Below are 14451 nucleotides of genomic sequence, written 5' to 3' on the forward strand. Positions count from 1 at the left end.
CTGAGGGTGAGGTCTGAAGGGAGCATACATCCGTATGTGACCGAAGCCGAATCCCGAAAGCAACACAGCGATTCGCCTTTATGCAACGGTCTCGACATATAGCAGAGGCGGTGCCACCCCATGCTGGGGAGACACCGCCTCGCTGTATCTGTACGTGTAGCCTCGCTCGGAGACTAACGCTCTAGGCGACTACTTGTCACTGAAGAGACGTACGGGGTACCATATTACGTACTCAGGTCTAGGGTCATTAGACCGAGTATACATACCTGCTGCGCCAGTGATATGGTGATTATCAAAAGTGCCACAAACCACATATGATGCATCAATGTCAGCCCTGTTTGAGAGGATGATAGCCCATCGTCCGACATGTGCATAGGGAGAGTTAGGATTGTCCTTAGCGTGTAGGTACATCTGATCCACATATCCAGCAGCGTAGAAGGTACGGGTGATATCGTTCTCCTTGTTGCTGTTCCAGAAAGCCTCGTTGGCTATGCCATCGACGCCACCATTCCAGTTAGGGCCTAGATAGCGAGAGGTGATCTTGTAGTAAGATGAGATCTTGCCTGTCTTATCACCCTTGAAGTCACCTACCCACTCGTAGCGGTAGGCCGTGACGAACATATTGTTGTAGCCGTCACTCACTCTCTTATGGCGCAGTCCGTAGGAGACGTGATTGGCCTTGTCAGTACGGTAGTCTGCTGTGAAGAGGAAGCGGGGGCTCTGCCCATTGTCAGGGTATGCCCAGCAGGGGAATGTGGTAGGTTCTTTTGCATTCTCTATGGGACCAGCGGACTCTCCTACGCTATACTCGGTAACACCATGGGTGACTTGGTTTTTAAGAGGCATGATACTAGCTAGCTCATAGACGTTGTCGGCGAGGTGATAGCCCTTGCCGTCAATGGTTACATGCTTGTGCTTCTCCAGGAAGGTCGGCACGTGAAAGTATCCAACACCATCAACGCTGGTCTCGTTTGTGGCAAACGTGAAGTTTTCGCCATTAGCCGCATCGGGATGAGGGGCTAGGTAGTGCTCGGTGACATACTCTAGAGGCATCTTAAAGCGACCATGCTTGATCGTCAGAGGCTTTTGAGTAGCACCTGAGTAGTTCTTGGCAACGAGCTGTATCTCCTCATACTCTGGCAGGGTAGGTTTGCCTGCCCCGTTGACTAGAGGGATGAGCTCAGTCGCTGCGGGGATCGTGAGCTTGTAGTCTTGCGAGATCTTGCCCGTCTTGGGGTCGGTCGTAGGAGTGCCTACTTTCTCTAGCGTTGCTCCGTGGCTGTCTTGACCTTCAGCTAGCTCGAGCGTACCAGCCTCTGTGTAGCCACCGATGGTAAAGGTGATTTCACTCTTCCCCTGCGTGGTCGTGTAGATCTCATTGGGAGAGTTGACCAGGTAAGGGGTCATGTAGGGAGCGTTGGAGATCTGAGCAGCGTAGTCTACGTAAAAGGGCTTGAGGACATCGTCCTCAGCGTAGTTGATGCCCTTCTCGCTATCGTTCCAGTCGATCACTTTGACCTGGTACTGGAACTGACCGAACTTCATCGTTGGGTCTGCGGGATCGTGTGCGCCACCTACATCCTGGAGGATGATGTTGTAGAGGTGGTTGCGCTTGATGACGAAGTTCTCTAGACGTACAGTCTCAGGCTTGAGTGCGATACCCTTGTAGGTAGCCTCGATGGTAAAGAAGGTCTCGTTGCGCACGTCGGTCTCGTAGCCGTAGATGGTTGCCTTGAGGGTATTGTTCTCAAAGAGTGAGCCGTCGTAGACCTTAGCGTTCTCCGTAGCCTCGATCTCTGCCATCTGGCCAACCTGTGCGAAGAGGTGAGACTGGACACGGCGCTTGCCGAAGGTTACCTTCTGGATCTCCAACCCCTCGATGGTGTTGTAGATATCAAAGCGGGCAGCAACACGTACCAGCTTGATCTTACCGAGGTTGGTAGACTCCTTGGACTTGACGGTGACGTTCTGACGATCGGAGGTCATGAGGAAGTTTGTAGCCTGATTGTCCTCACCTGGGGTCTGCTTTGCAACGAGCTTCCCTAGATCCTCGGGAGTCGTGGGCCCGGCCATCAGCTTGGCAACTAGATCAGCGTCTGGGTTAGCAACGAGGAAGAAGTAAAAGTCACCACTCTTCTCATTGTCAAACTCGTACTGTCCAGCTGTCAGATCAGTACACTTGACTGTCTTGTAGTGCAGACCAGACGAAGTCCTATAGACGACGGCATAGAGGTCTACGATCTTGCGCTCACGATCTAGTGCTGGCGTGGGGCGTGTCGTGTTTTCGTCACCGGCAGCTCGGAGTGAAGACTCAATGGTGAATCTTACGGTATTGCCTGCTCCCTCGTCCATCTTGAGCCCCGTCTCTCTACTACAAGAGAGGAGGGAGAGCGACAGCACTAGGAGGGCTGCTATATAGTTTATGGTATGTCTCATGGTTACTTAAAGTCTGGGTTTCTATAATCCTTGTCGTAGACAATGGTGAGAATGCACTGGATCTCAGGAGCCGCATCACTGGTGATGGCGAACTGAGCTACACGAGCCTCGTCTCTGTTGTCTAGATCGTCTTGATAACGTATGTCGATCAACAGCTGCATCTGCTCGAACTCCTTCTCAGTACGTACTACACACTTCATCCTCTTGGCTGCATCGTTGATAGGTGTCACAGTATATGCTGTGTGATCCTTAAAGCGTGTAGAGAGCTGGAAGACGTAGTGATCTTCAGCCTGCAACGAGTTTGTGTAGAGGGTGTGGTGGAGGTAGTCATACTTCAGTGTAGAGGTAGTGACATGACGCATCAGCTCTACATCGATAGCAGGCATGTGGTGGTTGAGGAGGACTGCATTCCATGGCGTATCCTCGATGGTGAAGACGAGCTTGCTGTCTGGCTCCAGGGGTGAGTTGTCACCGAGGATGATTCGGTAGAGATAGTTCCTCTTGATATTGACAGGTGTGTAGGTCTCGCTAGAGCGGACGAAGGGGATACGGTACTTGACCTGCATGCCGTTGGCGAGCTTGCCCTCGACGATGATTGTCGTGGCATTTGCTACCTCAGCCGCCGTCTCGGGCTGCTGACCCTCGTAGAGGTAGATAGCCTTCTTGAGCTCGTTACCCTCAGCACCAGCGATACCGGTGAAGGGGTTGGGAAGGTCGGCAAAGCCTGCGCTCATAGTCACCTTCTGAGCACCAGCGGGAGCCTGATAAGTGGGTTCACCAGCTGCATCCTTCGTGGGGAAGGTAGTGGTGCGGTCGTAGGTGTTCTCGACGTAGAGCTTGGTGATGGTTAGGTTGGGCACGTGGTTCGATACATCGACACGAGCTACGGCACGAGTCAGGACGACTGTGGTTCCCTTGTTGGTACCTACCAGTGCGATCAGCTCGGTATTGCCTTGCTTAGCTACGCCAGACATAGGGATGGTGTAGTCGGGGTCGGTGCCTGTGAGGATGTCCTTTGAGGTACCATCGGCAGCAAGCTGCTTGGTCATAAGGAGCTTCTCAAAGTCGGCACGGCTCATGCCCTCAGTGACGCCAGCTATCTCATCGTTGGCGACAAAGAGGAAGCGGCTGGTCGTACCAACCTTGTCGGGGTCGAAGTCTTTCGTATAGCTATACTCGGCTTCGCCCGTCTGCTGGAGCTTTGCCATGTCAATCTTGTCAATGCTGAGTAGCTTGGAGCCGTCAGCGTTGAACTGATACATGGTCAGTGACTTGACCGTCCACTCAGGCTGATCATGGATTGCTGAGCGGTAGGTGACAGGCTCTCCTTGCGGCATCTGCAGCGTGAAGGTGAGCGATGGCTTGCCCTCTGTGAGGGTTGGCTCTTCGGCACCCGTACTCCTATTACAGCCTACGAGCAGTGTGAGCATCGAGGCGAGTAAGAGTAGAGGCACTATTGCAATTGTCTTTTTCATACTCTAGTTATATTGTTGATTTCGTTATTTGTGCTAATTGATAGTGTGCGGCTACTGCGTGACTGTGCCACCGGGCACCCAGTCTGCAACGCTTCCACTGAAGTAAGGGAATAGGGTGACGCTACCATCATCATTGATGCGTAGTAAGATGCGGTAGATCTGCTCGGGTCTCTGGTCTGGTATCCAGCCAAAGGAGCGGAAGGCGCGTGTCAAGTCTATCGGCTTGGTGATTGCCTCATCGCCGTGCCACACCTGAATGGTGGGGATGCGGTCGTTGAGATAGCGTAGCGAGATGAAGCTGCCCTCTAGCGTGTGGTTAAAGAGCTTGGGCTGCTCCTCGAGCTGTATGAGCTGTGGCGCGTGTAGCGGGAAGTCGTGCGTGACCTGCATCTCAGCGTTGATCGGTAGATGGAGGTTCGACTTCTCTGGGTCGAGGCTGTACTGCTCCGTCAACTCTGAGAGGCGTACGCTGTAGCCATCGGCATAGGGTGGTACAGACTCCCAGATGACACTATAATAAAGGTGCGTATGTATGTTGGCAAGATCACAGATGTAGTGATCGTTGGCACCTGGCTGTATGTCGATCGTCTTATAGTTCCAGAAGAGCTGGTCACCCTGCGGAGCGTAGCTGCCACCAGCGAGCTTGCGCAGCGTGAGTGTCATGTCAGACAGCTTACTGCCTCTAGTTAGAGGATCGAGTAGCGTGTGCTCCTCAGTAGCATTACCCACGGTGAGGATCGTGTAGCGACCCACGGGCAGTCCCGAGAGGGAGAGCGTCTGGGGCGTAGCGGGGTTCTGTGGCATCTCTTTGAGTAGGTTGCCGTGAGCGTCATAGAGGAAGTGCCTCATTTGCTGCACCTCGGTAGGGTACTCGTCCACACTCTGACGCACGTAGCGATACTCGAGGGTGACCTTGCTACAGCAGATGTCGCGCGGGTCTTGCGGTACACAGCTAGTCAGCAACACTCCGCAGAGGAGTAGCAGACCTAGCACGACACTCTGGTATAGCACTCTGGAGTGTCGCTTAGCTAAGCAGAGGAAGGGGGGCTTCCCTTGCGTTATACTCATTATACTAGTCATACGCTGCATTACAGAGCGAAGGCTTCTAGATTTTGACGAGCTACTGCAGCGTCTGTCGTGGTAAGAGCTTGGCGCAGGTATTGCTCCGCCAGCTGCTCATTGCCCGAGAGCATGTAGTAGACTCCTATATTATTGTATGCGGCCGGCTCCGCTTGGAGCGGCTGTAGGATCTGCCACGCCTCCGCGAGCTTACCCTCTAGGAGTAGCCGGCGGCTGTAGTTGAGCTGTGCGCCGACGTTGGTCGGATGGCAGGTTGCTGCTATGCGGTAGACCTCGTCAGCGTTGCGTCCCTGCTGCTCGTAAGCGTGTGCTATGCGATTCAGCTCCGAGACAGATAGATCCTTCGGTCTGGTCTTCATAACCTCTATCGACTCCTCTAGGCTAAAGGCACGCACCTCATACTCTACGCGCAGGGTAGAGCGACGTAGCGGTGGGTAAACGTTGCGCAGCAGGTCGCCATAAGTGGATAGCTTAGCCAGCTCCTCCTGACGACGCTCCGGTGTATAGTCAGCGCTCAGGATGGATAAGACATCCTCTTGGTCTGCACGACCTGTAGAGCGGCCGATCACCTCGCGTAGCCCTGTCCAGTCAGCACCCGCACCGATCACCTGGAGATTGCCAAAGAGCGTCTCGCCATACTGGGCTATGAGGTACTGCTTGATGCTCTGAGCACGACGCTCGGAGAGTCCCTTGTTGTGCAGCTCTGGCCCCTCAGGAGAGGCGTAGCCTGTGATGCTTCCGAGGACAACCTTGTAGCTCGTCGGATCTTTCAGGATAGGAGCCAAGGCGTTGTTTAGCGCTGTCAGCTGCTCGTTGTTTTGTCTGTAGTTAGGCAAAACCTCAGAGCGGTCAAAGCGGTAGTTGATCCGCAGCTCGATCTCCTCCTGACGTCTCTTCGTCGGCTCGTCTTGAGCTGCTAGGAGCGGGGAGAGATTGTCCTCAGTGATGGTGATGCGGTCAGACTTAGCCGGTGTCAAGGCGAGGAGCCCCAGCGGGTCGGTATCGCAACAGTCCATGCCGTAGTAGCGCATCTCTAGCGCTCCAGTAGCTCCCTTAGGTAGTGCCTGCGTGATCTCATAGTTGATCGTGAGTGGCTCGGCGTCGTGCTTACCCGAGAGGGTAGCGACACCATAGGGGCGGGTATTCATATACTCCTCGTGACTCTGAAGAGCCACCTCGCGCTCGTAGTAAGGAGCCTGCCACTTACCATTGAGGATCAGGTGTGGCAGAAGTATCTCTTCGGCTTGAGCCGTCTTGTAGACAGGCTGTATGAGGAGTGCTTTGCCACGAGGCGTAGCGTCTTGGGGAATGACTATTTGACAAGATACCGAGAGGACTCCAGCGCGTGTACGCATCTGCAGGCTCTCATACTGTATTGCATCGGTCCGGAAGCCACTCTGCGCTGTCAGCGTCACAGACGATAGGGTAGCGACGAGTAGCAGAGAGCTGAGACAACTTATTATATAGGTCGTAAATGTCTTCATAGGGCGTGTATTACTTCAGGTAGTAGATAATGTTGAGAGCAGCCTTGGTAGGAGCAAAGGATCCTTTGCTGCCCTGCGACTGTAGGGTGCCACAGGCACCGCACTCATACTGCTTGTAACGGGTGTAGACGTAGCCAGCACCGAGAGATAGCTCTACGCCCCATCGCTTAGCAAACGCCCACTGGTAGCCCCACGAGAGACCCACCCCTATGAGGTCGCCATCATAGCGACGATCCTTCAGCTGCTCGGGGAAAGGTAGCCCACCCACGTTGTAGGTAGCATAGATCCCGTGCAGGCCGATGAAGTGCCGCTCGAAGGTTTTGCAGGGCCACCACTTGACCTCGGGCATGACCAGTAGGTGCATCGCCTTAGGGTTAGCATTGACCTGAGCTCCATTGGAGAGCGTCACCTGACGGTCACTGGGGAATTGCCATGGGTTGTAGCCCACGAGGATCGAACCGCTCCACTGCGAAGCGATGCGAAAGTCCACGCCCGCATTGAGTGTCGAGGTGGCTAGGTATAGCGTATTGACCTTGGCTCCTACTTGCTGCGCTGACAGATGACCAGCGAGCGTGAGGAGCAGGCATACGAGCAAAGTCTTATAAAGGTTTCTCATAGACAAACTATTTATAGGATGCTTCAAGCGTATCTAGTCATATCTTGAAGCATATCTGATTAGTCGGAAACTAGATAACTGAATGAGGTGAGAGGTGGCGAGGCTTCCAGCTCTGAGGCTGTGCAACTATCCTCGAGGAGTGCTCGTCTCAAGCACTCTAGACGAGTAGCCGAGGGAGCGTCCTGCTGGTGAATTGCTGCCTAAACAGTTAGAGGTCCGCAATGTCTTGCACTCATTTAGAAGAACGATGGTTCCCAAAAGGGGACACTTCCCCAAGTAAGAACTCACAACGAAGGTACGACAAATAAACGAAATATGCACGAAATTACATACCCAGATGTCATGTTGCGTCGTTGACCTTATCAGCAATTTATCCGACTTGCTAGATTTCCTCCGAAGGAAATAGAAAATATCCACGGAGTTATTAATAGCTCCGTGGATATTGGGTTTTATAGGGATCGTGTGTCAGCTTTAGTTGCTCGATCTGCTAACTTTGACTGGACGTAAGGCGCGCATTGCGTTGAGCACGGCGAGGACGGTCACGCCTACATCGGCGAAGACGGCCATCCACATAGTGGCTACACCGAGCAATGCGAGGAGCAGTACCAACACCTTGATACCTATGGCAAACCAAGCGTTCTGGAGGGCAATGCTGACCGTGTGGCGTGCGATGCGTATGGCGGTAGCGATCTTGAGCGGATTGTCGTCCATGATCACCACGTCGGCCGCCTCTATGGCAGCATCAGAGCCGAGTCCGCCCATGGCGATACCCACATCGGCACGCGCTAGGACAGGCGCATCGTTGATACCATCGCCTACGAAGAGAACGGTGCCACGAGCCGGCTGCTCGAGGATCGTCACGAGGCGTGCCAGCTTGTCCGCAGGAAGCAGATCCGCATAGTACTCGGTGATGCCCACCTGCTGTGCCACCTCACGAGCTGCATCCTCGTGGTCGCCTGTCAGCATCACCAGCTGGCGGATGCCTAGGCGGCTCAGCTCTTCGATCGTTTGTTTAGACTCCTCCTTGATCGTGTCCGAGACAACAATATGTCCCGCATAGTTGCCGTCGATAGCGGCATGCACGATAGTACCCGCATGGTCGCAGGGTTGCCACTGAGCACCGATAGACTCCATCAGCGCTACGTTGCCCACGTACACTTCGGAGCCGTTGACACGTGCCTTGACCCCTCGCCCGGCAAGCTCCTCGACCTCCTCGATAGAGCAGTCGTCCTGTTCGTTGGGGTAAGCGTTACGCAGCGAGGCAGCGATCGGGTGTGTGGAGTGACACTCCACGTGAGCCACCATGTGCAGCAGGTGGTTCGTCTCGCAGGCTGTCGGATGCACCGCATTGGCGGTAAAAGTGCCTTTCGTCAGGGTGCCTGTTTTGTCAAAAAGCACCGCACGTGCCTTGGCCAAAGCGTCCATATAGTTGGCTCCCTTGACCAAGATACCCGCCCGTGAAGCGCCTCCGATGCCCGCAAAGAAGGAGAGCGGGATGGAGATGACCAGAGCGCAGGGACAGGAGATGACTAGGAAGGTCAGTGCCCTGTAAAGCCAGGTGGCGAAGTGGTCAGTGAAGCTCCCTGTCAGGAGTGGCGGTATGAAGGCGAGTAGCAGTGCCACGATCACCACGACAGGGGTGTAGACACGGGCGAAGCGACGTATGAACGTCTCGCTCCGTGACTTATGATCGGTGGCATGCTCGACCATCTCGATAATCTTAGAGGCGGTGGAGTCACCCGCAGTCTTGGCAACGCGGACGGTGAGCAGACCCGAGAGGTTGACACAGCCAGACATCACCTCGTCCTCGACGGTGACGCTGCGGGGTACGCTCTCGCCCGTGAGTGCGACCGTATTAAGTGCTGAGGAGCCCTCGATAATGAATCCGTCCAGTGGAACCCGCTCGCCAGGCTTGATGATGATCGTCTCGCCCACGGCTACCTCCTCAGGGGCGACCGTCTGCTCAACGCCGTCACGTAGCACATTTGCTGTGTCGGGGCGTATCTCGAGAAGGTGGGAGACGGCACGACGGCTCTTGCCCTCGGCATACCCCTCGAAGAGCTCGCCCAGCTGGAAGAAGAGCATCACAAAGACCGCCTCGGGGAACTGCGCCTCAGCTCCCGGCAGGAAGCCTATGCAGAGCGCGCCCACGGTAGCGATGCTCATGAGGAAGTGCTCGTCAAAGAGTTCGCCATGCACCACTCCCTCGACCGCCTCGCCGAGCACGTCATACCCTATAATAAGGTATGGCACGAGGTAGACCAAGAGGAGCTGCCACATCGGGAGTGCGCAGGTGCGCTCCACGATATAAGCCCCGATGAGTAGCAGGGCTGTGAGTATGATACGTATTAGTTTCTTCTTCATAAGATATAGATGTACTGTTACGGAGGCAAAGGTAGAGCTATCTGGGTGCAACTCCGTTGCAAAAGTGCCGCCCCCACAAGTTTCCAAAAACTTTCCAGCCTTGGAAAAAGAAATTTCCAACGCTGGAAATTTTCTTTTCCTCCGTTGGAAAACTATTTTTCCTCCGTTGGAAATTTTCTTTTCCTACCTAGGAAATCGAAAGTTCCTCCCTTGGAACTGAAAAGTTCCTCCGTTGGAACTGAAAAGTTCCTCCGTTGGAACTAAAGAGTTCCAAGAGGGAAAGTACTTTTGGAACTCGTATGTGTTATGGAATCAGTGCAGTACGAAGAACTATTTGTGGGGATGCTAGCCGTGACGACATCCTGTGGGGGCTCAGTAACACCAGCCAAGAGCTAACGGCCAAAAGCCAACAGCTAACGGACACAACGCTCGCCCTCCGACTCAACACGATCGTGCGTCCTTACAAATACTGGTGCTACAGCGTCTGATGGCTGAACTTTTTGTTTTGATGTGGTTTGTGTAAGGGCGGACCTGCGTGTCCGTCCACATAGCATACAACGCTCTGACGAGAACGGGCGGACACATAGGTCCGCCCCTACAAAGGTTTACTCGTCTCGCTCTAACCTCTAACTTCTAATCTCTAATTTCTAAGTACCTTTGTGCAGACTCATTCCTCATCCTATCAACCGTCACTACTAGATGAATCTCGCTACCTTACCACGTCTGCTACGTTGCGATCAGTGGATCAAGAACCTCTTTGTCCTAGCACCCGCCTTCTTCGGTGGAGTGCTCCTAGACTCGTCGCTCTGGGGTGGCTTGGTGGTGGCGTTTTTAGCTTTCTCGCTGCTCTCCTCCTCGATCTACATCGTCAACGACATCGTGGATCAAGCGCGTGATCGCCTGCACCCTAAGAAGCGGCTACGCCCGATAGCCTCTGGTGCGGTCTCGATACCGGTCGCGTGGACCACGGCCGTTCTCTTACTGATCCTTGCGGTGTCTCTGCCGCTGGCACTACTACCTCGTGCACTCTGGTGTCAAACGCTCGGGATCATGGGTGGCTATTGGCTGCTCAACGTCTGCTATAGCTACTGGCTCAAGCGAATAGCGGTGGTCGACGTGGTCTCTATCTCGGTGGGCTTTGTGCTGCGGGTGCTACTCGGCGGTATCGTCGCTGGGGTGGTGGTCTCGGAGTGGCTCGTAGTGATGACGCTGCTCCTATCGCTCTTCCTGGCCCTAGCCAAGCGACGTGATGACTACCTCCTCTACGAACGCAGTGGGGTAGCGATGCGACAAGCTATCAAGGGGTACAATCGCCCCTTCCTAGACCATACGCTGACGATGATCGTGGGCGTCCTACTCATCTGCTACCTCCTCTACACGCTTTCACCCGAGGTGCATGCGGAGCCTGGCGGGGACTACCTCTACCTGACGGCACTCCCAGTGCTCGTGGGCTTGCTGCGTTACCTCCAGATCACACTAGTCGAGGAGCGAAGCGGGAGCCCTACGCAGGTGGTCTACCAGGATGCGATCATCGGCATCTGCGTCGTGGTGTGGGGGGTGCTCTTTGGGCTATTACGCTATGTGGTATAAAGGGGTAAGCGCGTGGATACGATAGCAATCTTTGACCTAGATGGTACGCTCACACGGCGAGACACGCTCTTGCCGTGGCTGGTGCAGATGCAGTCGCACGGTTCGCTCGTGTGGCATCTGCCTTACTACCTCTATCAGTATGTTGCCTATCGGCTGAGTGGGGGCGCGGCTGATCGCTACAAGGAGCGCATCATTGGCACGGTGGTGCGTGGCTGGAGCTATGAGGAGGGCCTGCAGCGGGGAGCGGCATTTGCAGATCAGATAGACCAGAAGCTCCGCCCCGAGGCTATACGTAGGCTGGAGCAGCATCAGCGTGACGGACATCGGACGGTCTTGCTGACCGCTTCGACAGATCTGGCGGTCTCGTCGTGGGCTAGGCGTCGTGGCTTTGACCTGGTGCTGGCCACGGAGCTGGAGCTGGCGGAAGGCCTCTATACGGGACGCTTTGCCACGCCCAACTGTAAGGGTGCCGAAAAGGTGCGCCGGCTGGACTTAGCCCTCCCCGAGTGGCGAAAGGTCACAACATACGGCTATGGCGACAGCGCGAGTGATCGTGACTTCCTGGCACTATGTACGAAGCATTACTATGGGATTTTTGAATAAGCAGTTACTACGGCGGTGGCGGGTGGAGCTACTCTGCGCACTGGGCGTGTGGGTGCTACTCTCCGTCCTAGCACTCTATATCTATAGCACAGGGCTGCTGATGCCGCAGGACGACGCTATCGGTGCTTACCTCGGGTATGACAACTACTTCCGCTTCACGACGCGGGGCGGGGCGTGGGACGTGAGCCACCCGCTGATCACTCCACTATACCTTATTAATAGGGCGCTAATGGTACCACTCCTGGGCGAAGGGGGCGCACTCGTCGGCATACTCCTCGCCTCGGCACTCCTGATGGCTATTGCCGTCGCGGGATGCTGCGGCTACCTGCGGCATGTGGTGCAGCTCGATACGGGTCGCAGTCTGCTCCTCTCGGGGCTCCTCCTCTCAACCTTTACGGTGATGACGCTCTCCTTTACGGTCGAGAGCTATCCGCTCTCAATGGCGCTGCTCGTCTTATCCCTCCTCTGTCTGAGCGGTCAGCTGAAGCGAGAGAAACGCTTGTCGGGCTGGCATGCCACGCTCTGGAGCCTCCTGCTGGGTGGCGTGACGCTGACAAACTTTGCCAAGCCGCTCTCGCTGCTCCTCCTGAGCAAAGAAGAGTCGCTCTGGCAGCGGGCACGCAAAGTTTTGCTCCCGACACTCCTCCTGCTGGCACTCGTTGTGGCGGTGGGGTGGTTCTACCACCAGAGAGGGACTGGACCAGAGGCCGAGGAATCGATGCTCACGGCTCAGGTCAACGATCTGCTACGCTTTCAGACAAGGTCGGCCGATCTTGTGCCAGACTTCTTCGGTCACCCGCTCCTCATCAGCGATCTAGAGATGCGTGAGCTTCATGGCGAGACGGTGCTGAGACCCACGCCCTATGCCTGCTGGGCTATGCAGCTGCTCCCGTGGGGGGTAGTGCTACTGCTGCTCTCGATGATCTGGGTCGGACGACGCTACCCCTTGGCCTGGGCCATACCGCTCTACCTAGCGGTCGATGTGGCGGTGCATCTCGTCGGTGGCTACGGGCTAGACGAAGCGATTATCTTCGGGGGCCACTGGGTTTTCCTAGTGCCGATGGCGCTGGGGTGGCTCTACCGTGTGGTGCCTAGGCAGGCCTACCGATATATGGACCTCTCGCTGCTACTCCTATCTATATATATGTGTACCCACAACCTATGGGTCATCTTACTACGCCTAGGCTGACAAGGCACGGATCGCGTGTAACGATGATACGTGTAACCCGTTACGTCGACATGTAGGGACAACAGCTAACGGCCAACAGCCAACAGCCAACAGCCTTTTTACGAGAAGAGATCGGCGTCTTGTAGCACGCGGTAGAGGCGCTGCACGGGGAGCCCCATGACGTTGTAGAAGGAGCCCTCGATGTGCGAGACACCGATGTAGCCGATCCACTCCTGTATGCCATAAGCGCCCGCTTTGTCAAGCGGCTGGTAGCGCGCTACGTAGTGGTCTATCTCGCTGTCCGTGAGCTGTGCGAAGGTGACCAGCGTGTGGCTCGCGAAGGAGATTTGCCAATCGATCGTGGAGAGCGAAACGCCCGAGACGACCTTATGCTGGCGACCGCTCAGGCGGTGTAGCATACGACGAGCGTCGTCCAGGTCATGTGGCTTGCCGAGGATCTGCCCGTCGAGAAGGACAACCGTGTCGGCCGTGATGAGCAGTTCGTCAGCTTGTAGTGTGGGTAGTAGCTGCTCCGCTTTGAGCTGGGAGAGATAGAGCGGCACCTCTTCAAGAGGGAGCGTGTCAGGGTAGGTCTCGCTGTGTCCCTCGATGGTACGTATCTCAAAGGGATGGCCTAGTGTGGCGAGGAGCTCTTTGCGGCGTGGCGATTGGGAGCCAAGGATCCAGCGGTAGGGTCTCATAGGGGATAGTCTTCTAGGATAGCTTCGGTGAATAGGTCGTAGAGCTGCGATACCTCTTGCAAGTTGTCGGGCCGCTGCTCGAGGAGTGCCCGATGGCGAGCGATGGTCTCTAGATCGTGCCGGCGTGCGGGACCCGTCTGCGCGCTGTAAGGGTCGATGGTGGTTGCTTTGGAGGCGGTGCGCAGGATGAGTCCGTCGAGCAGGTCTGTGGGGAGGTCGGCCTGTGTCAGCAAGCGGTGCGCGAGCGTGTAGAGACGGTTGGTGCAGTTGGAGGCCAGCACGCCCGCGAGGTGTAGCCAGAGGCGTTGGTCGAGTGTCGAGGGAAGTGCCTCAACCTGCAGGAGAGCGTTCCACTGCTGGAGGGTGGTCAAGCCCTCGTCAGTGCCCAATTGGTAAAGAACCTTTTGCCCCTCGAAGGGAACGATGACCTCCCGGGCAAAGCTGTTGAACGGGTACCAGACGCCATAAGCGCGTTGCCCGCTCAAGCAGTCGATAGGGGTCACGGCGGAGGTGTGGACGACCAAGCCGCCGAGTGGCGGGAGTGCCGTGGCAACCTCACTGATGGCGTGGTCGCTGACAGCAATGAGGTAAAGGTCCGCCGTGGGGAGCTGCTGCAGACTATCGGTGACGGGGCAGACGAGTGCGAAGCGATCACGGAGTGCCTCGGCATGCGCCAGCTGACGGCTGTATATGCCGCAGAGCAAAGCCGTAGCGTGGCTCGCCACTGCAGCGGCCAGGGAGGTGGCTACGCCTCCAGAGCCTATGAGAACGATCCGCATAAGCAATGACAAACTAAGAGATGTATCATGTCCCCAAAGGTACGAAATTAGCGGTTAGAGGTTAGAAATTAGAGGTTAGAGATCAGAGCGAGACGACTTTTGCTTTCTAAGTTCATATGCAAGTAAAAAGCGAAGTTTTTTCTCGTTTCGGAAGC

11 protein-coding genes are annotated in these 14451 nt (G+C 55.6%); 3 read left to right on the forward strand and 8 right to left on the reverse strand.

Annotation, left to right across the window (positions count from 1 at the left end):
* Positions 1-189: 189 nt before the first annotated feature.
* The 6 genes from RDM37_RS07750 to RDM37_RS07775 all read right to left on the reverse strand — a co-directional run bounded on the left by RDM37_RS07750 (position 190) and on the right by RDM37_RS07775 (position 9455).
* The gene (locus tag RDM37_RS07750; protein WP_308556473.1) at positions 190-2436 is read right to left on the reverse strand and encodes a fimbrial protein; all 2247 of its coding nucleotides are present in this window, start codon (positions 2434-2436) and stop codon (positions 190-192) included.
* Between the two features lie 2 nt (positions 2437-2438).
* On the reverse strand, positions 2439-3911 hold the full coding sequence (locus tag RDM37_RS07755) for a hypothetical protein (RefSeq protein ID WP_308556475.1): 1473 nt from the start codon (positions 3909-3911) through the stop codon (positions 2439-2441).
* Between the two features lie 51 nt (positions 3912-3962).
* Complete coding sequence (locus tag RDM37_RS07760; protein ID WP_308556477.1) at positions 3963-4991, reverse strand: FimB/Mfa2 family fimbrial subunit; 1029 nt, start codon at positions 4989-4991, stop codon at positions 3963-3965.
* An 8-nt stretch (positions 4992-4999) separates the two neighbouring features.
* A complete protein-coding gene (locus tag RDM37_RS07765) occupies positions 5000-6475 on the reverse strand; it encodes a hypothetical protein (RefSeq protein ID WP_308556479.1) in 1476 nt (491 codons plus the stop codon).
* Positions 6476-6485: 10 nt separating this feature from the next.
* A complete protein-coding gene (locus tag RDM37_RS07770) occupies positions 6486-7091 on the reverse strand; it encodes a DUF3575 domain-containing protein (RefSeq protein WP_308556481.1) in 606 nt (201 codons plus the stop codon).
* A gap of 471 nt (positions 7092-7562) precedes the next feature.
* Positions 7563-9455 carry a heavy metal translocating P-type ATPase gene (locus RDM37_RS07775; RefSeq protein ID WP_308556483.1) on the reverse strand — a complete coding sequence of 631 codons (1893 nt, stop codon included), beginning with the start codon at positions 9453-9455 and terminating at the stop codon, positions 7563-7565.
* A 699-nt stretch (positions 9456-10154) separates the two neighbouring features.
* On the opposite strand from RDM37_RS07775, the gene RDM37_RS07780 reads away from it, so the two are divergent.
* Genes RDM37_RS07780 through RDM37_RS07790 form a run of 3 tightly spaced genes read left to right on the forward strand, consistent with a single transcriptional unit; the run spans position 10155 to position 12837 of the window.
* Positions 10155-11045, forward strand: coding sequence for a decaprenyl-phosphate phosphoribosyltransferase (locus RDM37_RS07780; protein WP_308556485.1), 891 nt, complete (start codon positions 10155-10157; stop codon positions 11043-11045).
* A 12-nt stretch (positions 11046-11057) separates the two neighbouring features.
* On the forward strand, positions 11058-11648 hold the full coding sequence (locus RDM37_RS07785; protein WP_308556488.1) for an HAD-IB family hydrolase: 591 nt from the start codon (positions 11058-11060) through the stop codon (positions 11646-11648).
* Positions 11632-12837 (forward strand): DUF6080 domain-containing protein, encoded by a 1206-nt coding sequence (locus RDM37_RS07790; RefSeq protein WP_308556490.1) that lies wholly within the window; start codon positions 11632-11634, stop codon positions 12835-12837. The genes RDM37_RS07785 and RDM37_RS07790 overlap by 17 nt, the downstream gene beginning before the upstream one ends.
* Positions 12838-12935: 98 nt before the next feature.
* Here the strand turns inward: RDM37_RS07790 and RDM37_RS07795 are convergent, their stop codons facing one another.
* Both RDM37_RS07795 and RDM37_RS07800 read right to left on the reverse strand, forming a co-directional pair.
* Entirely contained in the window at positions 12936-13517 is a 582-nt protein-coding gene (locus RDM37_RS07795; RefSeq protein ID WP_308556492.1) for a Maf family nucleotide pyrophosphatase, read from the reverse strand.
* Positions 13514-14296: a DUF2520 domain-containing protein gene (locus tag RDM37_RS07800; RefSeq protein WP_308556494.1), complete on the reverse strand. Its 783-nt coding sequence runs from the start codon at positions 14294-14296 to the stop codon at positions 13514-13516. The genes RDM37_RS07795 and RDM37_RS07800 overlap by 4 nt, the downstream gene beginning before the upstream one ends.
* Positions 14297-14451: the final 155 nt, after the last annotated feature.

Source organism: uncultured Porphyromonas sp. (assembly GCF_902489635.1).
In the GTDB taxonomy this organism is placed as follows: Bacteria; Bacteroidota; Bacteroidia; order Bacteroidales; family Porphyromonadaceae; genus Porphyromonas.